Origin of the sequence: Haladaptatus sp. CMSO5 (assembly GCF_036689885.1) — an archaeon.
Classification (GTDB): domain Archaea; phylum Halobacteriota; class Halobacteria; order Halobacteriales; family Halococcaceae; genus QDMS2.
Genome location: NZ_JBAHVW010000001.1, coordinates 2,365,981 through 2,389,556 on the forward strand (window position 1 = coordinate 2,365,981; position 23,576 = coordinate 2,389,556).

Below are 23,576 nucleotides of genomic sequence, written 5' to 3' on the forward strand. Positions count from 1 at the left end.
GACGAGTGATTCTGGCCCATCTTATTCAAACTCGTCAAGTCGCGCGTGGATGCCGTGGCGTACGTCTTGGACGAGCGCGCCGTCGATGTCGAGACCGAGTTCTCGGACGGCAGCGTTGCCGACGCGCTCTGCGACCGACGCTGGGGCGTAGACCCCGAATCGCCACTGGTCGCGCTGGGCGGTTTCGAGCGCGCCGACGAGCGTCGATTGCTGGTCAAGCGGGCGGATTTCACCGTTCACGATGACGCGCGTCGAGGACTCTTTCATCGTCGGCCGGGAGGGGATGTCGAGGAGCACTTCGTCTACGTCCACCTCGGCCTGTACCGCAATTTCCGTCTCCCACTCGTGGATTTGCTCGCGGCTTGCGTCGATGACGTCGTCGCCAACGTCGCGCATCTCCGCCCAGATGCCGCGTTTGTAGAGGTCGCGGTAGCTAAGGCGGTCGGCGAAGCCCTGTGTTCCGTCGAAGGTGCGGAGCGCGACGATAAGGTCGTGGTCGTCCATCCGGCGAAGCCGTTCCGGGGTGACGACGTCGTTTTCGAGCAGGTGTTCGGTCGCGCGTCGGAGCATCGTCTTCCCGATGCGGGCGACGTGGTGGTTGTAGACGGTTGGGTTCATCAGCGCCCGCGCGAGCAGCAGGCTCTCTGCGGTCTGGACGTTCCCCTCTGCCAGCACAAGTTCGCCGTCAACGAAACGGAGTTCCCGGACGAGGCGACCGTGGTCGATTGTCCCGTAGGGGACGCCCGTGTGGTGGGCGTCGCGCAGGAGGTAATCCATCCGGTCTACGTCGAGTTCGCCCGAGACGAGTTGCCCGAGTTCACCATCGCCCGCGACGAGGTCTGCGACCTTCTCCGGGTCGAGGTCGTGGGCGCGGAGGATATCGCCCACCGTCCCCGTGTCGAGCAGCTCGTGAACATCGTCGTGGTACTTGCCCGTGTGGTGTTCGATGATGGTCTCGATGTTGTGCGAAAACGGCGTGTGGCCAACGTCGTGGAGCAGAGCGGCCGCTCTGACGCGTTCTGCCTGTCTGCCTTCGACGCGGAGGTGGCGCAAGGCTTGGGTGGCGAGGTGATAGACGCCGAGGCTGTGTTCGAATCGTGAGTGGTTCGCAGAGGGGTACACCAGCCCTGCAGTGCCCAACTGCTTTACGTGGCGAAGGCGCTGGACTTCCGGGGTGTCGAGTAAGTCCTGGGCAACGCCGCCGACCTCGATGTGGTCGTGGACGCTGTCCTTTATATGCTTCATACGCCCCCGTTCGGCGGCTTGGTACAAAACATCGCGGCCGGAGCGAAGGCATGTAATCCGACCACCCGTGAGGCGTGTAACCACGCACCATTCAATTCACTGAAACAAGGCAGAAAAAATAGGAAGAATGTTAACGACAGACTGGTTAGCCCGGCTTGATGCCTACTGACAAACAAGCCGGGTCTGACGAGCTTGATGAGACCCTCCGCCAAGAGTTGGCAGAGGGTGCATCAGCCCGGTCGGGTCCTGCCTTAGAGTTCTACGGAGGGAAGTGGATGAGTGCCCTCCCGATTGGATTGTTCATCGTGTGGGCCATTTTCCAGAGTGGCCTCCTCGGAATCGGTGACACGACAGGACTGTCGATTGGGATGCTTGTCTCCCTGACCGTCGGGATGCTGTTCGTCAAAGGTGACTGGAAAGAGTACGCAAACACCATCTTCGAGGGGATGACCCGCCGCGTCGCCGCGACCGCCATCGTCGCGTGGCTCTGGGCCGGGATGTTCGCCCAGACGCTCCAAGACGGCGGCTTCGTGGACGGCCTCGTGTGGGCCGCCCAAGTCGTCCCCGTCTCCGATGCGCTCTTACCGCAACTGTTCCCCGCCGTGACGTTCGTCCTCGCCGCGTTGCTCGCAACCGGTATCGGGACGGGCTACGGGACGACCATCGCCTTCACGGGCCTGTTCTTCCCCGCTGGCCTCCTGCTCGGGGCGAACCCCGTGCTCCTGTTCGGCGCAATCCTCTCCGGTGCGGTGTTCGGGGACAACCTCGCACCCGTGAGCGACACGACCATCGTGAGCGCTGTCACCCAAGACTCCGACATCGGCGGCGTCGTCGCCTCACGGTTCAAGTACGCCTTCGTGGCCGCCGCGCTGGCGTTCACCGCGTACATCATCATGGGGCTGTCGATGCCCGGAATCGACATCGGGCAGAACTCCCAACAACTGCTCGAAGCCCAGAGCAACCCGCTTGGCCTCGTCCACCTCATCTCGATGGGCGTCGTCATCGTGACGGCCATCAATGGTCGCCACATCGTCGAAGCCATCTCGTGGGGGATTTTCACGGCCATCGCCGCGAGCCTCGCGCTCGGGCTTGCCTCGGTCCAAGACGTCCTCGTGTTCAACGCGCCCGAAGGCGCACCGTTCGCCGCCTCCCTCAGCGGCCTGCCGTTCGTCCAAGTCGTCGAAGAGGGGACGGGCGTCGCCGGGAGTCTCGTCACTGGGGCCTCCGGGTTCTTCCCGCTCATCGTCCTGACGCTGCTCATCGTCGCCGGTGCGCAGGTCATGATTCGCGGGGGCGGCTTCGAAGCGCTCCAGAACCTCCTGCTCAACTCCGTCGCCACGAACGTCCGGCGCGCGGAGACGACGATGGTGCTCGGCACGGCCTCCGTGAACGCGATGATTACCATCAACACCGCAGCCGAAATCGCCATCGCGCCGTACATCTCGCGCATGGGTGAGAAGTTCAACATCAACGGCTACCGTCGGGCGAACATCCTAGACGCGAACACCTCCGCACTCGGTTACATCTTCCCGTGGGCCGGTGGCGTCCTCGTTGGGGTGACCCAGATGGAGCAACTCGCCGCAAACAATGGTGAGTTCGCGTGGTTCACCACCGACATGATTGTAAACGCCATCGACGTGGTGCCGTTCGTCTTCCACGGTTGGTTCCTCGTCGGCGTGTTCCTGCTCGCCGCGCTCACCGGCTACGGCCGGGAATACATCCCAGACCGTGAATCGAAGGAGGTGGCTCGCGTATGAGCTTCCTCGCAGACCTCTTTCGAACCTCAACGCCCGCCTTCGACCCCGGCGACGAGTTCTCGGTGTTCATCACGAGCTACGACGGCCGCGGTGCCGTAGCTCGCGTTGGCGACACCCACCTGTTCGTCGAGGGTGCGACCGAAGCGCACGTAGACGAAAAAGTGCGCGTCCGCGTTACCTCGTTCGACGAAAGCGCATACGAAGGCGAAGCCGAACTGCTCGACAACTAGTTTCTCCCGCCTTTCGAGGGGAGTGTTTAACCCACCGGACAGTCACCACTCAGGCATGGTTACGTTTCTCGCAGGCGGCACGGGAACCCCCAAACTTCTCTCGGGTTCCGATGCCGTCTTTTCACCCGCCGACACCACCGTCATCGGCAACACCGGCGACGACGTGGAACTCGGCGGCCTCCTCGTCTGTCCGGACGTAGACACCGTCCTCTTCTCACGGGGCGGCGTCCTCGATACCGACCAATGGTGGGGCATCAAAAACGACACCGAGGAGACGAATCGGGCGCTCCACGACCTCGCAGAAGACGCCGGATTCTCGCCGGGGCCACGCTACCTGCCCGCCGACAAGCAAACTGCAGGCAGACGACTCTCCCGCTGGCGACGGTTTTCGGGCGTCGGTGAGTTCATGACCATCGGTGACCGCGACCGTGCGGTCCACATCACGCGCACGAGCCTCCTTGATGAAGGCCACTCGCTCACCGAAGTCACACAGACGCTCGCAGACGCCTTCGACGTAGACCTCACGCTCCTGCCGATGAGCGACGACCCCGTGGCGAGTATCATTCAGACACCAACCGGTGAGATGCACTTTCAGGAGTTCTGGGTCGGTAAACGCGCCGAGCCGGAAATCGAGCGCGTGGAGTTCCGCGGAGCCGAAAACGCCCAAGCAACGCCCGCCGTCCTCTCAGCCCTCTCTGACCCCGTCGTCATCGGGCCGTCGAACCCCATCACCAGCATCGGGCCGATGCTCGCCATCCCCGAAATCCGTGACGCGCTCGCAGAGACCACCGTCGTCGCGGTCTCGCCGTTCATCGAAGAGACGGTGTTCTCGGGGCCTGCGGGCGACCTCATGGCAGCCTCAGGGTTCGACCCGAGTACGGCGGGCGTCGCAGAAGCCTACCCGTTCGCGGATGCGTTCGTCCTCGATTCTGCGGATGGCACAAATCTCGACCGGCCGACCGTGAAAACCGATACGCGCATGGACACACAAGCGGACGCCGCCCGCGTCGCAGAGGCCGTCGCCGCCGCACTGGAGGTGGCCTGAATGTTCGAGCCGCGCGTCGCCCTCGCCAGCCTCTCGGGAGAATCCGACGCTGCGTGGGCTCGAAAGGGGTCTGCCTACGCCGGGGCCGCCTTCCTCGGCGGCGTGTCGCTAGACGAACAGACGCGAGACGCCGCCAGAAAACTCGTCGCCCGCGACCGAACCGAGTTTCTCCCGGACGACCCGCTCGCGTTCATCCACGGCGAACTGGCCGCACTCAGCGACGCGGCGCTCGTGGCGGGGGTGAACGTCCGCACCGTGACGACCGACCCGCTCCGCGAGGCTGCAGAACTGTGTGTCGCCCACGACGCCATCCTCGAATTGAACGCTCATTGCCGACAGGCCGAGATGTGCGCGGTTGGTGCGGGCGAAACACTCCTCGCAGATACGGATCGACTCTGTGCGTACGTGAAAGTGGCCGCAGAAACGGGTGCGACGGTGAGCGTGAAGGTGCGCGCCGAAGTCGAAGGCGTCGACCTCAGCGAAACGGCAGCGCGGGTCGAAGCCGCCGGAGCCGACATTATCCACGTCGATGCGATGGATTCTGAAGCGGTCATCGCGGAGGTGGCCAAATCAGGCTTGTTCATCATCGCCAACAACGGCGTGCGCGGTACCGAAACCGTCAGAGAGTATTTCGCCTACGGCGCTGACGCCGTGAGCGTCGGGCGGGCGAGCGACAATCCGACGGTTATGGCGCGGGTGCGTCGCGCAGCCGACCAGTTCGGAGGTGCGCGATGAGAACACCCGCACAGAACGCCGAGCTCGCCTTGCTCCTCGAAGTAGCGAGTACGCCAAAGCCGGGCAACGTCGACCGCCATCGCGACCACGATGACCTGCGCTTCGAGCACTTTCTGGCAGGGGCTGTCGGCGCACAGAACGGGCTCCAACTGGCCGCAGAAGGCGAGCCAATCGGCCATGCCTTCGAACGCGCGGTGTCGGGCATGGCGGAACAACGCGGCGGCAACACCCAGTTCGGGGCGTTGCTCTTGCTCATCCCGCTCGTGCAGGCTTCGACCGGTGAGTTCTCGTCGGAGGCGACCCAGCGCCTCGTGAGAGAGACCACGATTGCGGACGCAGCGAACTTCTATCGCGCGTTCGAGCACGTTCCCGTGTTCGTGAGCGACCCGCCCGAACACGCAGACGACCTCGACGTGCGCCGGGGGTCGAAGGCGATTCCGACGCTCGAAGCCCGTGACATCACGCTCTTCGACGTGATGGAGATGAGCGCCGACGGCGACGGCGTCGCCCGCGAGTGGACAACGGGCTTCGAACGGTCTTTCGCGGGCGCAGAACGGCTCCGACGACTTTCGGGGCCGGTCACCGACCGCGCCGCGACCCTGTTTCTCGAACTGCTCGCCGCCGAACCCGACACGTTCGTCGAAAAACACCACGGGCCGGAGGTGGCGGCGGAGGTGAGCGAACGCGCCCAAGCCTACCTGCGGCGGAAAGCAGACCCTGAGAAACTCGCAGACCAGTTCGTCAAAGAGGGCATCAATCCAGGGACGACCGCCGATATCGTGGCCGCGTCGCTGTTCATCGCGCTCGAACGAGGCCTGCAGGTATGACGTGGCCGGTCGAACTGCGCGGCGTGACCGAATCGCTCGTGACGACGCGCGGGCCGAACGAGAAGTGGAACGTCGCCGCGCTCGGCCTCCACGCCGGGTCGCCGGTGACCGCGCGCACCTACGGTCGAACGCGCACGTGGCGCAACTTCCACGAAGAAGGCGAGGGCTACGTCCAGTTTCCGACCGACCCCGTGGACTTCGTCGATGGCGCGCTCTCGGTGTACGAAGTGGGTGACCCGGTTCTCGAAAGCGCCGCGGCGTGGGCACGCGTCGAAGTCGAGCAGGTGGATTCAACAGAGCAAGGGAACATCACCGTCGAAACGTGGACGCTGACGCCCGTCGAATCCGCGGTCGTCGCCGAATCGGTGCCGACCATCAATCGCGGGTTCAATGCCGTTATCGAGGCGACAGTGGCGGCTTCACGCCTCGACGTGCCCGAATACGACACCGAGACGCTCAGCGCGCGACTCGACTATCTGGCCGACGTGGTGGCTGCGTGCGGTGGGCCACGGGAACATGAGGCACTCAATCGGCTGCAATCGTACGTTTCGTGGGAGTGAGAACGAACGTTTTTAGTCGCTGAACGGGGAACCAGACGGTAATGGCAATCAAACCCGCCTACGTCAAGAAGACCGGTCACCGACTGATGGAGCAGTACCCAGACGCCTTCAACACGGACTTCGAGCACAACAAGGACACCGTCGAGGAACTCACCAACATCGAGTCAAAGAGCGTCCGAAACCGTATCGCTGGGTACGTCACGCGCAAAATCAAGACCGCCGCATAAGCCGTTCTCATCTCTCCGCGTTTTCGCCGTAGAGCGACTGCTGTAACTCGCCTGACAGCCGCGCGAGTGTAACACATGCAGGTTCCACAATTGTTTTGAATAGGCCTCTCTCTACGTCAGGTGATGACTGTCAAGGTAGGTATTCTCGGAGCCACCGGTGCCGTAGGGCAACGACTTATCCAGCTCTTAGAACCGCACGACCAGTTCGAAATCGCCGCACTCACCGCCAGTGAGACGAGTGCAGGCCGGACGTACCGCGACGCCGCTAAGTGGCGTGTGAACACCCCCATCCCCGAGTCGATCGCAGACCTCACCGTCTCCGATACGACGCCTGACGACGTGCCGGACGACGTCGACCTCCTGTTTTCGTCGCTTCCCTCGTCGGTCGGCGCGGCCGTCGAAGAAGGCTTCGCAGAAGCGGGCTACGTCGTCTCCTCTAACTCCTCTAACTGGCGGATGGCCGCAGACGTGCCGCTCATCATCCCCGAAGTGAACGCAGACCACCTCGGCCTGCTCGAAGTCCAACAGGACAATCGCGGCTGGAACGGCGCAATCGTGAAGAATCCGAACTGTTCGACGATTACGTTCACGCCAACGCTTGCGGCGCTCACTGACTTCGGCTTAGAGCGTGTCCACGTTGCGACCTTGCAAGCCGTCTCGGGTGCGGGCTACGACGGCGTCACCTCGATGGAAATCATCGACAACGCCATCCCGCACATCGGCGGCGAAGAGGAGAAGTTAGAGACCGAATCGCGCCGCCTGCTCGGCGAGTTCGACGGCGCGGAAGTCATCCTCCACGACGTGGAGGTCTCTGCTTCGTGCAATCGGATTCCGACGCTCGACGGCCACTTAGAGAACGTCTGGGTCGAAACGGCAGACGAACTGACTCCCGAGGCCGCAGCGAAGGCGATGACCGAGTACCCCGGACTCGACCTCCCGCTGTCGCCCGACCCGTTCATCCACGTCTTCGAGGACGCAGAACGCCCACAGCCGCGCCTCGACCGCGACCTTGGCGACGGCATGAGCGTCTCCGTTGGTGGCCTCGAAGAATCCACGTTCGGCCTGCAGTACAACTGCCTCGCCCACAACACCATCCGTGGGGCTGCAGGCGCGAGCGTGCTGAACGGCGAACTTCTTCTTGACAGAGACTATCTCTGAAAGAAAGACGGGCGTTCCGTGTTCATGTCTTGACCCACGTTCACGCCGTGAACGTTGAACAGTGAATGAGTATATCGTCTGTTCGACTGTAATAGAAACTGCATCCGATTGCAATTGGGGGATTGTGGCCGGATTGCACTGCACGTGTATCGCGGTTTCCAGATTTCAGAAGGGGTAGGGAGCCGGGTTCAGTGTCTCTAGCAACACAGGACATCGGAGAAACCTTGGGGGAGGTCTGCTCTAGATGACCTGATTTTCGAGGCTGCCAACTCCAACGTCGGATAATCGATTGAGATTCCGTGCCACAATTGCAGCAACCCGCTCGTAGTAAACTGGTGTATACCCCGAGTTATGCGGGGTGATAAGCACGTTCGAAAAGCCCCAGAGCGGATGGTTTTCGGGCAACGGCTCCGGGTCGGTCACGTCGAGTGCCGCCCCACGGAGTTTGCCGAGGCGAATGGCGCGAACCATCGCATCCGTATCCACGACAGGCCCGCGAGCGACGTTCACTAACACCGCCTCCGGTGGGAGCGTTGCGAACGCCTCTCGGTCTACGAGCCCGCGCGTCTCGTCGGTGAGCGGACAGGCGAGCACGAGATACTCCGTCCGCGCGAGCGCCTCGTGGAGGTCGTCGAAGCCAAACACCTCGTCGGTCGGGCCACCTTTTTCGGGCGTGTAGCGAATCCCGAGCGTCTCGACGCCAAAGCCCTGCAGTCGTTCGACGACCGCCTGTCCAATCGCGCCGAGGCCGACGATGGTGACCGTCGAGCCATTCAGCTCACGGGTTTTGTAGTGGCGCCATTCGCGTTTCTGCTGGCGACGCCAGCCTTCGGGGAAGCGCCGTGCGAACGCGAGCATCGACGCGACGACGTGTTCTCCCATATTCGGGCCGTGAACCCCCGAGGCCGTCGTGACCGCGATGTCTCGTGCCTCGAGTGTGTCGAGTGGCAAGTGGTTGTATCCGGCGAAGACACAGGCGAACAGTTCTACGTCTTCTGCGGCATCGAGCAGGTCGTCGTCGATGACGCCGCCGGTCACAACCGTGGCGTGTTTGATGAGTTCTCGCTCTTCTGCGGGCGTTTTCGCCAGCGCGATGTCGGCGTCGGGGAGCTGCGCGCGAAGGGCGTCTGCGTACTGTTCTACGGGCATCCCGTGGACGCACCGGCGAAGCACCAGCACGTCGGGTGAGCGGGTCAGTGTGACCACCGTGCTTGCATGCCTCGTGATTTTCGCCCCCTCGTATTACGATTACCGACCGACGAACTCGGCGGGCGATTTCTCGAAGAAAGCGTCGTGGCCGCGCGCGAAGTCCGCTGAGTTCGCAAGCCCCGAGATACGCTCCAATTCTGACGTGAGCTGTTCTGAAAGCGTATTGTCGAAGCTCTCGTGGAGCAGCGCGCGGGTCTCTGCGTAGGCCGCCGTCGGGCCGCTCGCGATGCCCGCAGCGAGGTCTGTAAGGTGGGCGTCGAACTCGTCGTCTGCGACCTGTTCGGTTGCGAGCCCAAGCGAGACGGCTTCCTCGCTGCCGACGGGTTCGTCGCGCAGGGTCAGCCGCTGGGCTTCTCTGAGGCCGACGAGTCGCGGGAGGAAGTAGGTCGAGCCGCCGTCACCGGAGAGGCCGATACGCGGATACGCAAACTCGAAACGCGCGGACTCCGCGGCGAGGACGATGTCGCCACAGAGGGCCAGCCCGAGGCCGCCACCGGCGACCACGCCGTTTACGCCCGTGACGACGGGCATCGGCGCGTTCACGAGCGCGGTCACAATCGCGTGGAGGTCGGTGGCGAGGTGACGGAGTCGTTTCTCGTCGCTTTCGTCGCCAGAAAGCGTCCCGAGGTCTGCGCCGGTGCAGTAAGTGCCGCTGGTTCCCGTGATGACGAGACAGCGCATGTCGTCGCGGGTGACGGCGTCGTAGGTGGCTTCACGCAACTCGGCTGCCATCTGGCGGTCGAGTGCGTTGTGTGCGGCTGGGCGGGCTAAGCGAATTGTGCAAACTGCACCGTCGTCTTCGACGGTGACGAATTCGAACTCGGACATGGCAAAGAGAGCGGCCGCCAGCCTCAAAACTGTGCCGTCACTCAGTCCGCACGCTGCCGGTTTGGGCCACCGTCTTGGAGGGCGTTTCGTGTCGAACAGTCGAGACAGGATCGCACTTCATTGGCGTTGTTTCCGAAGACGCGGGCGAAGTCGAGCGAGACGAACTCGCCACAGGTGTTACATTCTGGCATCGACAATCACGAGTGGTAGCGAGACCCACAGGCAATATTGTTATCCGGGAGGTAAGTACTGAAATGATTGCAATTAGGACAGTCATTACTGGTGAAATAGTCGGCAACAGTCCGGAAGTGACGGTGCTGCAAGGAGGTTTTCGTCACACGCGACGGGGCAAAGGGTCAGGAATTTAACCCCGCCATGCGCGGGTATTGGTATGAAGCGAGTTGACGTTGCGATCGTCGGCGGGGGGCCTGCTGGCTCCTCGGCCGCAAAGGCGGCGGCCGAACGAGGTGCCGAGGCCATCGTTTTAGAGAAGGGGGTACCCCGTGCAGACCGCGAGCAACTCGGCCCGGATTCGACCGACGCCGCGGGGATGCTCGACTACTGGATTGACCTGATGGACATGGAGCCCTCGGAGTTTCCCGAAGACGTTATTCTCTCTCGTCTCGACGGCGCGCAGTTCATGGGCCCGACCGAGAAGTTCACGCTCCAGAAAACCGGGATTCCCGCGAAGTACGATGGCTTCGGATTCTGTTTCCACCGCGCTCGATTCGACGACTGGCTCCGCGCCGAAGCCGAAGAAGCCGGTGCCGAATATCGCGTGAAAGCCGCCGTCCGAAACGTCGAAACGACGCTCGCCGGTGGCCCGAAACACACGCTCACCCTGCGCGACGGCTCCGAAATCGAAGCCGAGTATCTCGTGCTCGCAGACGGGCCACAGCGACAGGTCACGATGAACACCGTAGACCAGTTCATGCCCGCCGGTCGCTCCGTGGCCGACTACCTCGGCCCGAACAAAGCAAACCACATCGCGTATCAGGAACACCGTGAGTTCCCCGAGGAGTTAGTCGAGAACAACCTCATCAAGTTCTGGTGGGGCCTCATCCCCGGCCACACGGCGTATCCTTGGGTGTTCCCGAACGACGGCAACGTCCAGCGCGTCGGCCTCACCATGCCGATTGGCATGAACTTAGAAGATGTGCAGTACCCCCATGAGTACAAACTGCTGCGCCACGACGACACGCAGATTCCACCAGGGCGCGTCTACCTCCGTCGCCTGCTCGAAATGCTCTACGGCGACGAGTACGACATTGAAGACGACTTCCCGCTCGTAGAAGACCGTGGGAAGAACAAGGGAACGGAAGCCTACCCAATCTCTTCGACGCGCCCCATCGACTCGCCCGTGGCCGCGAACATCGCCGTCACCGGCGGCGCGATGGGCGGGACGTCTCACTTCCACGAGGGTGGCGACCACGTTGCCGTCCGCACCGGCAAACTCGCCGGGGCGATGGCCGCAAGCGGAACCCTCAACTCCTACAACACGGCGTGGAAGCGCGCGCTCGGGAGCGAGATTCTGCGGAGCATTGCGATGGCAGACTACGTTGCCGACTTCACGCCGCGCGATTGGGACAAGACGTTCGGCACGCTCGACCGCATCTTAGACCGCGGCGGCTACACCACCTCACAAGCGCTCTCCTCGGGCGTCGCCGGGATGAAACTCGCCGCGAAGTACCGCAAAATCAAGTTTGGCTACCGGAACCACTCGTACGTCCAGATTCGAGAAGACGAGTACACGGCGTAAAAAGGGTTTAAACCGGCAGCCCGCTAACTACCTTCTGCGTGCCATTAGTCCCCGCCTGAGCGTACCTGTTCAGGGTGCAATGACTGTGCGGCGAACCCAGGCACGCGACATACGGAGAATCCGCCAGTTGGCGGCGCCTGACACGAGGGTTTCCCGGTTGACGCGGCACGCCGCCTCGGGATGATACCGGCCGTTAGTGTCTCGGGCGACACTCCTCACACGACGAGTCTCTACCATCACCCGAGTATACACAGTTCTGGAACGGGATTCAATACGTTTAGCCATCGACACAGGTAAGAACATCCGGTGAGTGCCCGTGCAACGTACAAACCTAAAGTGCCTTTGCCACTGATACACGCGTATGGTCGAAGAAGCGATTGATGACGTTGATAGGGCGATCTTGTATGCACTGCAGGAAGACGCCCGAAATATGTCGTCCGGAGATATCGCGGAGCGCACCGGAACCTCAGACAGCACCGTTCGCAAGCGGATCAATCGGCTCGAATCCGACCGGGTAATCAAAGGATACAGCGCCAGCGTCGATTACCAGAAGTCAGGCTATCCACTCCGAATGTTGCTCTATTGCACCGCCTCGATACCGCAGCGTGGTGAGTGCATCCCCGAAATTCTCGGGATTGATGGCGTCGTTTCGGTTCAGGAGTTGGTCACCGGTGAACAGAACCTCCTCGTTACTGCCGTTGGCGAGTCCGATAGCGATATCACGCAAGTGGCACAGAAACTTCTCGATATGGGGCTCACCATCGCCGACGAGGTTCTCGTACGAAGCCACGAGACGACCCCATTCGGCAAGTTTTCTCCCGAGGATCAAACGGAGACTGATCGATAATCCAAACGTGTTTGCTTTCGAACACGGTCGGACACCGGACAACCGCTCGTACGGGTCGGCAGTGTCTGCGTAACGATTCGGTTTATTGATACGGTATTATGAACACTTCGGTAATTATTTGACCTCTATCGGGCAATCCGGTTGCACGGCCTAATGCCTCACATAGTTGAGCCGGAACAGTGGAGGACAATCTGTCGATGAACGATGGCAATCTCGAATCCGTCGTTGAGTCGGTTCAAGACTGGGTCGATTCTGAGAGAGACTGGACAGACGGTTCGAGTTCACGCACGGCACTCGTCATTTCGTGTTCGATGGAAGGTTGGAACCCCCAGGAACCACTGTGGCCGGTTGACGCCGCTTGGAACCTCATCAAGGTGCAAACCCTCGGAAACCAGGCCTGGAGGAGACACGAGGGCGAAATGGTTCTAGATGGTAATATCGAACATCTCAGAACTCAGTACGACGTTGGGGCAGTCCTCGTCGTTGGACACACGAAGTGTACGGTTCTCGAAGACGCACACGAGGAGTGGGTTGCGCCTGCGTCAAAGTCTCCCGCAGGGATCAAAGCACGATTAGATCCCCTTCGCTCGATCGTCAGAGATGGGTTCAAAGAGGGAACCATTACAGAATCAACGCCGCTTCGGACGGTACGGTGTCGACTCGTCGAATTCAACGTCCACCGACAGGTTCAGTTCCTTCGTCAAGCACTCCCTCGGTCGATCACGGTAGCTGGCTACGTTCACGACCAAGACGGAGTATACGGCTCGTTTCCAGATAACTGGTATCTGGTTGCGCTCGACGGAAAAATCGAACCGCAGACTATCCGAACTCAACTCCCCGAAGACACGACGGTTCACGTTGCGAGTCTGTTGCGCTGAACGCCCACATCCGCCACATATCGTTCCAGTATTGAGAGTTTGTCGAACAGTTTGTGAAAATCAGAGTTTTTATTAACCAATACGTTCTCAGGGTGGATAACAACGATAGTCTCGGTCTGCCGAATTCTACACGGCTGCCGGGATGGGTCGCAAAATAATCAGATCGATGTCAGGACATAACTCGAAGAAGACGGTCGGAACGCTCCCGGACACGACGGTGAAATCACCGTACGTGCCCGTCGCACTGACGTGGCTCGTGTGGACACTGTTCGCCGCGAGTATCGTGGTTCTCGCCACGCGAATTCAGTTCGGTGGCACCTGGTCGATCCCCGGCGTGGTCGCCATCGACGGACTGACAGTCCTGATGTGGGTTGTCGTCACTTTCTTCAGCGGTGTCGTCCACAGCTACTCGCGCCGGTACATGGCTGGCAGCACCCACGAGACGCGGTTTTTCAGCACCGTATTCGGTTTCACGCTAGTCGTGATGGGGCTCGTCGCGGCAGACCATATCGCACTGTTCGGACTCCTCTGGCTGTCGATGGGGTTGTTGATGGCGAAGCTCGTCGGTACCGTCCGCGGCTGGACGCAGGCACAGGCGGCCAAGAGGGTCGCCCGCAGATACTTCCTCGCCAGCAGCGTGCTCCTCGGGGTCGCGCTGACTGCGTTGTGGTGGTTGACTGGCGCGACCACGATTTCCGGAATCGAAGCGGCCGCCGAAACGCTCGGAGGACCGGTGTGGCTCGTCGCAGCGAGCGCGCTCGTCCTCGCGGCGATGATTCAGTCAGCGCTCGTCCCGTTCCACAACTGGTTGCTCTCTTCGATGACCGCACCGACCCCAGCCTCGGCACTGATGCACGCCGGATTCGTCAACGCAGGTGGCATTCTGCTGACTCGTTTCGCGCCGGTCATCACTGTCGACGCCGGGCTCATGTTCGCGGTGGTCGCAATCGGCGGCGCCAGTGCAATCGGCGGGAGGCTGCTGAAATCGGTTCAAACGGACGTCAAATCTAAGCTCGGCTGTTCGACGGTCGGGCAGATGGGGTTCATGATCATGCAGGCTGGTCTCGGCTTTTTCGGAGCCGCCATCACCCACCTCATTCTGCACGGCTTCTACAAGGCCTACCAATTTCTCAGCGCTGGCGAGCGGGTCGAACACACCAGCCCGGATGCACGGCCGTCACGCACGACAGCCCGTTTGACGAGTGTCATTGATGTCATCGTGACGCTGGTGACCGGGCTCGCCGGTGGTGTGTTGTTCGCCATGTTTACTGGAAAGGGACAGCACGTCGACAGTGGCCTCCTCTTGACGTTTTTCGTGGTGTTCACCACGCTACACGCGTCCCGGAGCGCAATCGAGCAGACCGCACTTCCGACGACGGTTCGCTACGGGGCCGTTCCGTTGGTTTTCTTCCCCGCCATCATCATCTATGCCTTCGTCTACGAGAGCGTCTCGATGCTTCTTGAAATCGGGCCGGTGACGACCGAACTGACGCTCCTCCACGGTATCATCGTCGTCGTCTTCGTCGGCGTCTACATCGGCATCGAGACCGGCATCCACGAGAACAGCCAACGTCTCTACGTCGCACTACTGAACGCCAGCCAACCGTCGTCGGATACCGTGTTGACCACAACGGAGGACTACAATGAATACTGAACCCACCCTCGAAGAGAAAATCGACAAGGCAGCGGCCACGGTCGGCTCGCTTTGGCCGATCCACTCGTTCGTGACGTCGAACCCGCTGTCAGGGTTCGAGAACCAACCGTTCGGCGAGGCAGTCGCGCAGGCAGCTGACCTACTGGGCGGTCGTGGCTATCCCACCCCTGCGACGTTTCAGAAGGCCCTAGAACGCGACCAGATAGACCCCGAGATACTCGATGCGAAACTTGATTCGGCTGGCTACGTGGAGGACCCTGAAGTGCTGCTCGACCGTCTGGCCGACTCGACCACCAGTAGCGACGGTGAAACGGACACCGCCACCGACCACGTCAATCAGGTCCTGACCAAGTGGTTGTCGACGTTCCTCGACGAAGGAAGTGCCTACTGGTCGATGCCGAACCGCGAAGCGGGGTTCTACACCGCGTTCCGCGAAATCGCCCGGTACGACACCGAGATTCCCGACGAGGGGGTCGTCGCTGACCTGCCCGAAACGCCGACCGAAGCCATCGAAGCCGTGTTGGATCCCTATCCAAAGAGCCAGTGGACTCCGATATTCGAAGAGCAGCTGGCTGCACTCCCCGGCTGGACCGGATTCATCAAGCGTCGCACCGAGGACCATGGTTCGTGGCAGTCGGCTCACCCGATAACACTGCTCGGATATCTCGGAATCCGCCTCGCACTGCTCGACGGGTTCGGTGCCGAGATTGCACCCTCGACCGGCCCCGACAGCACAGAGGCTAACGCAGCCGACAAAATCGCCGAAGCGTTCTTGAGTGCGTGGGAAGCGAGCTACCGGACCGAACTCGTCGAGAGCGTCGCTGCCGAGAGCCAATCGCTCGTCGACCGCGACGCGTCGGGCCGCCCGGACGCGCAACTGGTCTTCTGTATCGACACCCGTTCGGAGATCATCCGTCGTCACATCGAGGCCGTGGGCGACTACGAGACCCACGGCTACGCCGGGTTCTTCGGCATCCCGATGGAGTACCAAGGCTATGCGTCCGACGTGTCGGTCGCTTCCTGTCCGCCGATTCTCGAACCGAAACACCGCATCACCGAGGTTCCGACTGACGGAGACACACAGGAGGAACACGACCGCTGGGTGGGCATCCGCGAGGCGGCCGACGAGGTCGTCGAAACGGTGAAAGCAAACGCCGCCACGGCCTACGGCTACGTCGAAACCACAGGGAGTGGCTACGGTCTCGCACTCGCAGCACGGACGCTCGTCCCCGACCGCGTCCATGACCTGCTCGACGCCATCGCCGATACGGTACCGGACGAACACGAGTTCTGTGACCAGATTGTTCACCACCAGTACACGTACGCTGGCGACCTCCCAGTGGGACTCACCCAGGAGGAGAAAGTCGAGTACGCTGCGACCGCCTTCGAACTGATGGGGTGGGAGGAGTTCGGTCGACTCGTCGTGTTCACCGGTCATGCGAGCGAGACGGCGAACAACCCCTATGACGCGAGTTTGGACTGTGGTGCCTGTGCTGGCAACCCCGGGGGGCCGAGTGCCCGCGTCCTCGCGACGATTTGCAACGACGAGGCCGTACAGAACGACCTCCGCGAGCGCGGAATCGACGTGCCCGAGGATACCGTGTTCCTCGCCGGCCAGCACAACACCACGACCGACGAGATCGAACTGTACGACAGTCACGTGCCCGAGAGTCACGTCGAAGACCTTGAACTGTTGCGTGCCGACCTCGAAACTGCGCGGGCCAACGCGACTGCGGAGCGTGCCGCGGACATGGGCGCGAGCACGAGATCTGGCATTCGCGAGACGGAACGTCGCGCCGCAGACTGGGCCGAGACGCGTCCCGAGTGGGGACTGGCTGGAAACGCCGCGTTCGTCATCGGCCCGCGGGCACTCACCGAGAACCTCGACCTCGACGGGCGCTCGTTCCTCCACTCCTACGATTGGTCGACCGACTCCGACGGCGAGGCACTCGAAGCGATTATGACGGGACCGATGGTCGTCACGCAATGGATCAACGCCCAGTACTACTTCTCGACTGTCGACAACGCGGTGTACGGAAGCGGGTCGAAGGTCACCCAAAACCCAGTCGGTAACATCGGCGTCTACCAAGGCAACGGGGGCGATTTGATGACTGGCCTCCCATTCCAGTCACTGATGGCCGACGACGACGAGCCGTACCATCAGCCGCTCCGTCTCTCGACGGTTATCCACGCACCGGTCGAGCGCGTCACCGGCGTTCTGGCCAACCACGAGAAGCTGACCGAACTGCTGGACAACAATTGGCTGTCGCTGACGGTCGTTGACCCGACACAGAACCATCGCGCGTTCGACTACGAGCAGAACTTGGAGTGGCAGTCGACGTCCATAGAGCCAGCGGCACCTCCTACGACTCCGGACGCTCCCGCAGTTGCGGACGACTAACGTCACCCGCCACGATGTCCGCGACGCGCTGGCGGTCGAACAACTGCTCGTCTCCGTCTTCTTCGCCGAACACGTCCGGATAGAGTTGCTGTGCGCCGCGTTCGGTGAGAAACAGGTTGTGAATCGGGCCTTGGAACAGGTAGCCACCACGGTAGACCTGCTCGTTCTGGACGGCGGTCAGTTCGCGTGCCACCGAATGCTCTTGCATGAACGCGAGCACGGTGTCGCGGAACTCGGCCGCGCTCTGGCGCTCGTGGGCGCGCAGCATGATGACGTCGGGGTCGATTTCGAGCATCGTCTCGTAATCGATGCGGCCGCGGTCGGTGGTGCTGAGGCCCTGAATGCCCGTCCCCGCGAGCGCGTCGCTCACGCCGAGGTCGTGCCACTGTTTCTTGCTCGTTCCTTGGTCGTTCAGCCGGTACGGCGAGAACTCCTCGGGTTCGTTGCTGCCTTCGTACACCAACAACACGTTCGGCCGGTCGTCTGCGGGTGGCAGGTTGGTTTGGATGGTCGCGATGAACTCGTCGTGGAGCGCCTCGAACGCCGCGTAGCGTTCCTGTTCACCGAACAGGTGGGCGACCTTCTCGAAGGCTTCATACAGCGTGTAGTAGCGATAGTCGTGCCACTCGTCTTCGCGGCGGAAAATCAGATTCCCGAAGAAAGGGCCGACGTTTTCGGTGATTTCGGCAACGTCCGCCTCGCTCCAGTCGAACCAGTTTATCAGCATCTGTGGGTCCATGACGTGGACGTCGTTGTCGAGCTCGTAGAAGAGCTCCTTCGACATGCCCGCCTCCCCGAGGTCGTTTGTTTCGAGCAGGTCGCGATCGACGCTCACGCCGGGGAGTTCGTCGTACACCTGTGTGTAGTAGCGACCTGCCCCGCCGATGCCCGTCATGCCGTCGCCTTTCCCGAGGGCGACGCCCATGTCTGCGTAGCCGCCGTCGTAGGCAATCCATCTCTCCGGAATCGACTCAAGTGTGAGGTCGCCAACCGGCTCCATCGAGGCGGTGTACCTGCTCGATTCGGTTTCGGTGGGTTGCCCGGTCGTGGGCTGCTCGCCACTGGTCGACGTCGCTGCTGGCGAATCGCCCGCACAGCCTGCGAGGAGGCCAGCGCCAATGACTGCCCCTCCATAGGTCAAATAATCTCTTCGCGTCGGTGCGTCGTGTGTTTCCACAGTGTCCGTCATGATTTTTAGGCTCGCCTAAACCACAATAACTGTGCCGATTTTTAGGTGCGCCTAAAATTTGCTGGAATGAAGCGGGTGCTCGTTCACTCAGAGCGAAACGTTATCCTCGTTCGCCCGTCTTCTCACACCCAGTCGATGAACCAACAGCGATTTGTCAAGCTCGCGGCGCTCGCCTTCGGGCTGATTCTGGTAAGCTTCGTCATTCTCGGCTTCTCGCGGCTCGTGTTGCCGTTCGAAACGGCGCGCATGCTCGCCGCGCCAACGACGTTCGCGGCCTTCCTGTTGGTTGTGTACCTTCTCGTCCGCGGCGTCCTCTCGGCGCTCGGCGTCGCCAAAATCCGCGAGGAGTGAAGCCTCAAATCGTGGTTGGAACACTCAAACACCCATTTGAGCTATGCGAAGGGCCTTTTGGTGGGGTGGCGTAGAGTGGGGTAATGGCCCGCTTGCTCCCACTGCGGGCGGACCCGGAAATCGCTCCGGGTGACCCGCGATTGGTGGACGTAGACAGCGAGGCGGCAGATGAGGTGTTCGAGGCGCTTTCTTCGCGCACCGCACGCCGCATTCTCGCCGTCCTCTACGACGACGCCCGCACGCCCACGGAAATCCGTGAGGAAGTGGGCACGTCGCTCCAGAACGTCCACTACCACCTCGACAAACTCCAGAACGCCGGCCTCATCACGCCCGCGGGAACCGGCTACTCGGAGAAGGGAAAGGAAATGACCGTCTTCGCGCCCACCAACGAGTCGGTCGTGCTGTTCGCAGGCGACGAACGCCAGCAATCACTGCTCCGGGGGGTACTCACCCGATTAGTGGGGGCTATCGTGTTGCTCGCCGGGGCGACGCTCGGCTTGCAGTACGCCCTCGCAAACTGGTTCGTCCAACAGAGTGGTGCAGAGACCGCGGGTGCAGACGCCGCCGCAGACGGCGCGATGGCGGCAGAAGAAGCCGCGCGAACCACTGCAACCGCCGCCGCGTCCGCCGCCGGGAACGCCCCGTTCTTAGACCCCGCGCTCGCCTTCTTCCTCGGCGGGTCGTTCATCATCTTGCTCGCCATCTCGTGGTGGGCCTACCAGCAAGCCTGAGTGGAAACCGTTTTTCCCGTCTCGCCCGAAGCCTCGGGCATGGAACCTACACCCGTCGCCGATCTCGGTCCGGACGCGCGTCGCGCCCTGTTCGCGCGCGATGCGGGCATCGACGAGATTCGAAGCGACGTTGCAGACATCGTCTCCCGCGTCCGCGACGAAGGCGACGTTGCCCTGCGCCAATTCTCGAAGGAGTTCGACGGCGTAGACGTTGGCAACCTCGACATCACCGACCAAGCAGAGCGCGCCGCTGACGCCATTGACGACGACATCCGTGACGCCATCGAGACGGCCGCAGCAAACATCCGCGCGTTCCACGAGCGCCAATTGCCCGAAGACTGGCGAGTGAGCGACGACGGGCGCGAACTCGGCCGGCTCTTTCGCCCACTCGAACGCGTTGGCGTGTACGTCCCCGGGGGTGCGGCCGCCTACCCGTCGAGCGCGCTGATGGGCGTCATCCCCGCGCGAGTCGCGGGCGTAGACCAAGTCGCCGTCGCCACGCCACCCGCGAAAAAAGTGAATCCAGTGACGCTCGCTGCCATCCACATCGCCGGGGCGGATGCGGTGTATCAAGTCGGCGGCGCACAGGCCATTTCGGCGTTCGCCTACGGCACGGAAACCCTTCCCCGCGTGGAGAAAATCGCCGGGCCGGGCAACAAGTGGGTCACGGCGGCGAAAGCCGAGGTGCGCGGCGACGTGGAAATCGATATGCTCGCCGGACCGAGTGAGCTGCTCGTCGTCGCGGACGAGACGGCGAATCCGCGATTCGTCGCCGCGGACATGCTCGCCCAAGCAGAACACGACCCGAACGCCGCGGTCGTGACGGTAACCGACAGCGAGGAATTCGCCGCCGACGTAGCAAAAGAACTCGAAAGGCAAGCGAGCGAGCGCGAACGCGAGGACATCATCCACGAAGCCCTCGAAAACGACGCGAGTGGCCTCTTCGTCGCCCGCTCGATGTCCGAGGCCATTCTGTTCGCAGAGGAGTATGCCGCAGAGCACCTCTCGATTCAGGCCGACGACGACGAATCCATTCTCGACCGCATCGCAAGCGCCGGAAGCGTCTTCCTCGGGCCGTACACGCCCGTGGCGGCGGGCGACTATGCCTCCGGGACGAACCACATCCTCCCGACGAACGGGCAGGCGAAGGTCACCGGTGGCCTCTCGGTGGACACGTTCATGCGTTCGACGACAGTCCAACGTCTCAGCTCTGACGCGCTCGCAGACCTTTCTGAGACGATTACGACGCTCGCGGAAGCAGAGGGTCTCGAGGCCCACGCAGAGAGCGTCCGGACGCGGCTTCAGGACTGATTCGGGTCACGGGGGAGTTCGATATCGAGGACACCCTCACCGGTGGAGGTTTTGAGTAACCGATTTTCATGGGAGAGCGAGAACGCCGTCCGAATGCGGACGGGGAGCGTTTCTGGCATTCTATCCACCTGCAATCTGAGTTCGAGGCCGAGTGAGCCACGGCCAACAGGCCCAACCTCGGGCACGTCGATGATGGTGCGTTCTGGCTGTGCACCGCGTCCAAACGTCATTTCGGGCCACGGACTCGCCTCGGGGCGGTCGAGCGACACGACGACGCGTGGGCCATTGGGAGTGGAGGGAGCTAAAATCTCGTAGCGGAAGGAATCGAGGTGTGTCCCCTCGCGGTGCCAGATGTTGAGCCACAGCCCAAATCGGCCGTTTTCGGGATCGAAATAGCGTTCGGTCGCGGAAACGGTCGCGGTGCGCTCACCGTTGGCGAAAAAGTTGAGCGCGGCTTCCTCGTCGTCCGGCAGTCGCTTCCGGTCGAGGTCATTCTGTCCGAGACACCCGGTCAGCGGGAGGGTACTCGCCCCGGCAACGGAAGCGAGAAAGTGGCGGCGGCTCATGATAAATAACTAACTATATTGAATAAAAATTTTCCGCTCACTTTCGCCCCGTACACAATCGAGATAGCCTGAGGGAGCGTCTGTAATTGCGGAGAAACACCAATGCAAGCAACTGCATCTATCGACATCGACCGGCCAGTTCAGGATGTGTACGCCTACGTCTCGTCCGTGGAGAACATGGCGAACTGGGTGGACGGGGTGAGCAACGTCCAGCACGTCTCCGGGGAACCAGACGAGGTGGGCGCGACGTACACGAGCGACTACACCTACAGTGGCAGAACCACGGAGATGACCTACGAAATCACCGCCGCGGAGTCGCCAAACCGCTTTGCGGTGGTGGGGCGAGGCCCGTTCCCGTTCGAAGGCGAACTCCTGCTCACTGCAACCCCCTCGGGAACGCGCGTGACCAACAGCATCGACGCGGGTGCTGATGGCCGGTTCACGAAGGCGATGTTCACGGTGTTTCGCCCGGTGATGCGCCGGATGATGGCCCGCCAACTCGGCAAGGAACTCACAATTCTAAAGCGTAGCATCGAACCTGCCCCGCCGAGCGAAGTGGCGGCCTAATCTGGCGTCAGCGTTAACACCCTGGGACAAGAATATACATTCATGAGCACAGGTACAGCCGAACACGGCGCTGACACCTTCATTGAGGTGACCGAGCCGGCGGCAGAAAAGGCGCTGGCACTCATCGAGGGCGAAGGGCTCGAAACCGACGAGGCAGGACTGCGCCTGTACGTCCAACAAGGTGGCTGTGCTGGCCTCTCTTATGGGATGCGGTTTGACAACGAAGCGGAAGAAGATGACCGCGTGTTCACCCACCACGGGCTTCGAATTTTCGTTGACCCTGCGAGTATGAACTACATTCAAGGAAGCGTCCTCGACTTCGAGGACGGCCTGCAGGGTGCGGGCTTCCACGTCGAAAACCCGAACGTCGTGAGTGAGTGTGGCTGTGGCGAAAGCTTCCGCACCTGATTAGTTTTCGAGACGGAACGCCACTTCGACCGTCGCTTGATACTGTCGCCCCTCAACTGACGCGATCTCGACGCCGAGTTCTTCGACTTCTATCCACTGAACGTTGTTGAGCGTCGACTCCGCGCGGTCTACGGCGTCGTCGACTGCTTTATCGAAACTCTCTGTGCTGCTCCCGATGAGGGTAATTTTCTTGAAAACCATCCCACCGCGTACAAAGCCACGCAAGCGGGTTAAGCGTATGGGCAGTGGTAGCTTAGCTCTCGCGCGACTGCCGTGGCCGAACGCCGCGCGATCGGACGCGAGCGGCGAGATGCTGGCTCAGGCGTCGAATCCGCCCGGCTTTCACCACCAGCATGGCGACCGTCTCGACCCAGCTCAGGCGAAGCACATCGAACGGGAGACAGCCTCTGAGCCGGGTCGAGAGTGGGACAGAATCGAGTTCCCACCAGTCGGCATCGGCCTTTCCATGCCGATATGATTTCTCCCAATACTGGCGCACGGAGGTGGCAAAGTAGTGTTCGACCACCATGCCGGGGACGTAGTAGATTTGGAACTGCTCGCTGATTCGCCGTCCAAGTTCGGTCTCCTCGTGGCCGTGATGGAAGATTTCGTTGAAGCCGCCCACGGCGTCGATGACCTCGCGACGCATGGCCATGTTACAGCCCACGATGAGATCGGTTGGTTTCTCCTCATCGCCTTGGTCGTACCACGGCAGGCGTTTGTGGGTGATGGGGGCGTCCGCTGGCTGGAACACCCGACCGGCGACGACGGCGTGGCGGTCGAGGGCGGCGCTCACTGCATCTAAGTAACCCGGTCGCGGAATCGAGTCGTCGTCGAGGAACACGAGTTTGTCCGCCTTCGCTCGCGTGATAGCCTCGTTTCGCGCTCGTGATGCGCCCTTGTCTCCCCGGACGACGACCTCGTAGTCAGTGAAGTCCTGTTTTTCGAGGACCTGTACACAGGGGATATCCTCGGGTGCGAGGAGCGTGGGAATGATGATACTGAGTTCAACCATGCGCGAGATACTGTCCGTACGAGAAAGACGACGTTCGCGTATTTAGTCCTATGTGGAAATTGATATAATCGCATCCGA

At 61.7% G+C, this 23,576-nt stretch carries 26 protein-coding genes; 18 read left to right on the top strand and 8 right to left on the bottom strand.

Translation table 11 applies throughout. The features are described 5' to 3' along the window. Nucleotides 1-21: 21 nt before the first annotated feature. On the bottom strand, nucleotides 22-1,245 hold the full coding sequence (locus V5N12_RS12555; RefSeq protein WP_332899508.1) for an HD domain-containing protein: 1,224 nt from the start codon (nucleotides 1,243-1,245) through the stop codon (nucleotides 22-24). Nucleotides 1,246-1,403: 158 nt separating this feature from the next. On the opposite strand from V5N12_RS12555, the gene V5N12_RS12560 reads away from it, so the two are divergent. The 8 genes from V5N12_RS12560 (at nucleotide 1,404) to asd (ending at nucleotide 7,784) form a co-directional block, all read left to right on the top strand. Next, a complete protein-coding gene (locus V5N12_RS12560) occupies nucleotides 1,404-3,002 on the top strand; it encodes a Na+/H+ antiporter NhaC family protein (protein WP_332899509.1) in 1,599 nt (532 codons plus the stop codon). Then, the gene (locus V5N12_RS12565; protein WP_332899510.1) at nucleotides 2,999-3,232 is read left to right on the top strand and encodes a DUF7513 family protein; all 234 of its coding nucleotides are present in this window, start codon (nucleotides 2,999-3,001) and stop codon (nucleotides 3,230-3,232) included. Before V5N12_RS12560 ends, V5N12_RS12565 begins: the two co-directional genes overlap by 4 nt. 55 nt (nucleotides 3,233-3,287) lie before the next feature. Then, nucleotides 3,288-4,277: a 2-phospho-L-lactate transferase gene (gene cofD, locus V5N12_RS12570; protein ID WP_332899511.1), complete on the top strand. Its 990-nt coding sequence runs from the start codon at nucleotides 3,288-3,290 to the stop codon at nucleotides 4,275-4,277. Further along, nucleotides 4,278-5,012 carry a tRNA-dihydrouridine synthase gene (locus tag V5N12_RS12575; RefSeq protein WP_332899512.1) on the top strand — a complete coding sequence of 245 codons (735 nt, stop codon included), beginning with the start codon at nucleotides 4,278-4,280 and terminating at the stop codon, nucleotides 5,010-5,012. Then, on the top strand, nucleotides 5,009-5,839 hold the full coding sequence (locus tag V5N12_RS12580; RefSeq protein WP_332899513.1) for a triphosphoribosyl-dephospho-CoA synthase: 831 nt from the start codon (nucleotides 5,009-5,011) through the stop codon (nucleotides 5,837-5,839). Before V5N12_RS12575 ends, V5N12_RS12580 begins: the two co-directional genes overlap by 4 nt. Then, nucleotides 5,836-6,399, top strand: coding sequence for a DUF447 domain-containing protein (locus tag V5N12_RS12585; protein WP_332899514.1), 564 nt, complete (start codon nucleotides 5,836-5,838; stop codon nucleotides 6,397-6,399). Before V5N12_RS12580 ends, V5N12_RS12585 begins: the two co-directional genes overlap by 4 nt. Nucleotides 6,400-6,440: 41 nt before the next feature. Next, nucleotides 6,441-6,626, top strand: coding sequence for a 30S ribosomal protein S17e (locus tag V5N12_RS12590; protein WP_332899515.1), 186 nt, complete (start codon nucleotides 6,441-6,443; stop codon nucleotides 6,624-6,626). A gap of 123 nt (nucleotides 6,627-6,749) precedes the next feature. After that, entirely contained in the window at nucleotides 6,750-7,784 is a 1,035-nt protein-coding gene (asd, locus tag V5N12_RS12595; RefSeq protein ID WP_332899516.1) for an aspartate-semialdehyde dehydrogenase, read from the top strand. Between the two features lie 240 nt (nucleotides 7,785-8,024). Here the strand turns inward: asd and V5N12_RS12600 are convergent, their stop codons facing one another. The 3 genes from V5N12_RS12600 to V5N12_RS12610 all read right to left on the bottom strand — a co-directional run bounded on the left by V5N12_RS12600 (nucleotide 8,025) and on the right by V5N12_RS12610 (nucleotide 10,012). Beyond that, nucleotides 8,025-8,933, bottom strand: coding sequence for a D-2-hydroxyacid dehydrogenase (locus V5N12_RS12600; protein ID WP_332900103.1), 909 nt, complete (start codon nucleotides 8,931-8,933; stop codon nucleotides 8,025-8,027). A gap of 99 nt (nucleotides 8,934-9,032) precedes the next feature. Then, nucleotides 9,033-9,821 (bottom strand): enoyl-CoA hydratase/isomerase family protein, encoded by a 789-nt coding sequence (locus tag V5N12_RS12605; RefSeq protein WP_332899517.1) that lies wholly within the window; start codon nucleotides 9,819-9,821, stop codon nucleotides 9,033-9,035. Nucleotides 9,822-9,862: 41 nt separating this feature from the next. Beyond that, on the bottom strand, nucleotides 9,863-10,012 hold the full coding sequence (locus tag V5N12_RS12610; RefSeq protein WP_332899518.1) for a DUF7563 family protein: 150 nt from the start codon (nucleotides 10,010-10,012) through the stop codon (nucleotides 9,863-9,865). Between the two features lie 200 nt (nucleotides 10,013-10,212). Between V5N12_RS12610 and V5N12_RS12615 the strand changes: the two genes are divergently transcribed. From V5N12_RS12615 to V5N12_RS12635, 5 genes are all read left to right on the top strand, one after another. After that, entirely contained in the window at nucleotides 10,213-11,580 is a 1,368-nt protein-coding gene (locus V5N12_RS12615) for an NAD(P)/FAD-dependent oxidoreductase (RefSeq protein WP_332899519.1), read from the top strand. Between the two features lie 361 nt (nucleotides 11,581-11,941). Beyond that, entirely contained in the window at nucleotides 11,942-12,427 is a 486-nt protein-coding gene (locus V5N12_RS12620) for an Lrp/AsnC family transcriptional regulator (protein ID WP_332899520.1), read from the top strand. Nucleotides 12,428-12,624: 197 nt separating this feature from the next. Beyond that, nucleotides 12,625-13,305 carry a PadR family transcriptional regulator gene (locus V5N12_RS12625; protein ID WP_332899521.1) on the top strand — a complete coding sequence of 227 codons (681 nt, stop codon included), beginning with the start codon at nucleotides 12,625-12,627 and terminating at the stop codon, nucleotides 13,303-13,305. A gap of 166 nt (nucleotides 13,306-13,471) precedes the next feature. Further along, a complete protein-coding gene (locus V5N12_RS12630) occupies nucleotides 13,472-14,959 on the top strand; it encodes a proton-conducting transporter transmembrane domain-containing protein (RefSeq protein ID WP_332899522.1) in 1,488 nt (495 codons plus the stop codon). Then, nucleotides 14,949-17,360 (top strand): DUF2309 domain-containing protein, encoded by a 2,412-nt coding sequence (locus V5N12_RS12635; protein WP_332899523.1) that lies wholly within the window; start codon nucleotides 14,949-14,951, stop codon nucleotides 17,358-17,360. Before V5N12_RS12630 ends, V5N12_RS12635 begins: the two co-directional genes overlap by 11 nt. On the opposite strand, the gene V5N12_RS12640 is transcribed toward V5N12_RS12635, so the two are convergent. Continuing rightward, entirely contained in the window at nucleotides 17,323-18,549 is a 1,227-nt protein-coding gene (locus tag V5N12_RS12640; protein ID WP_332899524.1) for an ABC transporter substrate-binding protein, read from the bottom strand. The two genes, V5N12_RS12635 and V5N12_RS12640, sit on opposite strands and share 38 nt — an antisense overlap. A 66-nt stretch (nucleotides 18,550-18,615) precedes the next feature. Here V5N12_RS12640 and V5N12_RS12645 point away from each other — a divergent pair, with 66 nt between their 5' ends. The 3 genes from V5N12_RS12645 (at nucleotide 18,616) to hisD (ending at nucleotide 20,942) form a co-directional block, all read left to right on the top strand. Further along, nucleotides 18,616-18,900: a hypothetical protein gene (locus tag V5N12_RS12645; RefSeq protein ID WP_332899525.1), complete on the top strand. Its 285-nt coding sequence runs from the start codon at nucleotides 18,616-18,618 to the stop codon at nucleotides 18,898-18,900. Nucleotides 18,901-18,983: 83 nt separating this feature from the next. Next, the gene (locus V5N12_RS12650) at nucleotides 18,984-19,631 is read left to right on the top strand and encodes an ArsR/SmtB family transcription factor (RefSeq protein WP_332899526.1); all 648 of its coding nucleotides are present in this window, start codon (nucleotides 18,984-18,986) and stop codon (nucleotides 19,629-19,631) included. Nucleotides 19,632-19,670: 39 nt separating this feature from the next. After that, entirely contained in the window at nucleotides 19,671-20,942 is a 1,272-nt protein-coding gene (gene hisD, locus V5N12_RS12655; protein ID WP_332899527.1) for a histidinol dehydrogenase, read from the top strand. On the opposite strand, the gene V5N12_RS12660 is transcribed toward hisD, so the two are convergent. Continuing rightward, nucleotides 20,933-21,508 carry a hypothetical protein gene (locus tag V5N12_RS12660; protein WP_332899528.1) on the bottom strand — a complete coding sequence of 192 codons (576 nt, stop codon included), beginning with the start codon at nucleotides 21,506-21,508 and terminating at the stop codon, nucleotides 20,933-20,935. The two genes, hisD and V5N12_RS12660, sit on opposite strands and share 10 nt — an antisense overlap. A gap of 102 nt (nucleotides 21,509-21,610) precedes the next feature. Here V5N12_RS12660 and V5N12_RS12665 point away from each other — a divergent pair, with 102 nt between their 5' ends. Both V5N12_RS12665 and V5N12_RS12670 read left to right on the top strand, forming a co-directional pair. Next, a complete protein-coding gene (locus V5N12_RS12665; protein WP_332899529.1) occupies nucleotides 21,611-22,075 on the top strand; it encodes an SRPBCC family protein in 465 nt (154 codons plus the stop codon). A gap of 42 nt (nucleotides 22,076-22,117) precedes the next feature. Beyond that, the gene (locus tag V5N12_RS12670) at nucleotides 22,118-22,483 is read left to right on the top strand and encodes a HesB/IscA family protein (RefSeq protein ID WP_332899530.1); all 366 of its coding nucleotides are present in this window, start codon (nucleotides 22,118-22,120) and stop codon (nucleotides 22,481-22,483) included. On the opposite strand, the gene V5N12_RS12675 is transcribed toward V5N12_RS12670, so the two are convergent. Beyond that, a complete protein-coding gene (locus V5N12_RS12675) occupies nucleotides 22,484-22,684 on the bottom strand; it encodes a dodecin (RefSeq protein WP_332899531.1) in 201 nt (66 codons plus the stop codon). It abuts the gene before it with no gap. A 52-nt stretch (nucleotides 22,685-22,736) separates the two neighbouring features. Next, nucleotides 22,737-23,498, bottom strand: coding sequence for a glycosyltransferase family 2 protein (locus V5N12_RS12680; RefSeq protein WP_332899532.1), 762 nt, complete (start codon nucleotides 23,496-23,498; stop codon nucleotides 22,737-22,739). Nucleotides 23,499-23,576 lie beyond the last annotated feature (78 nt).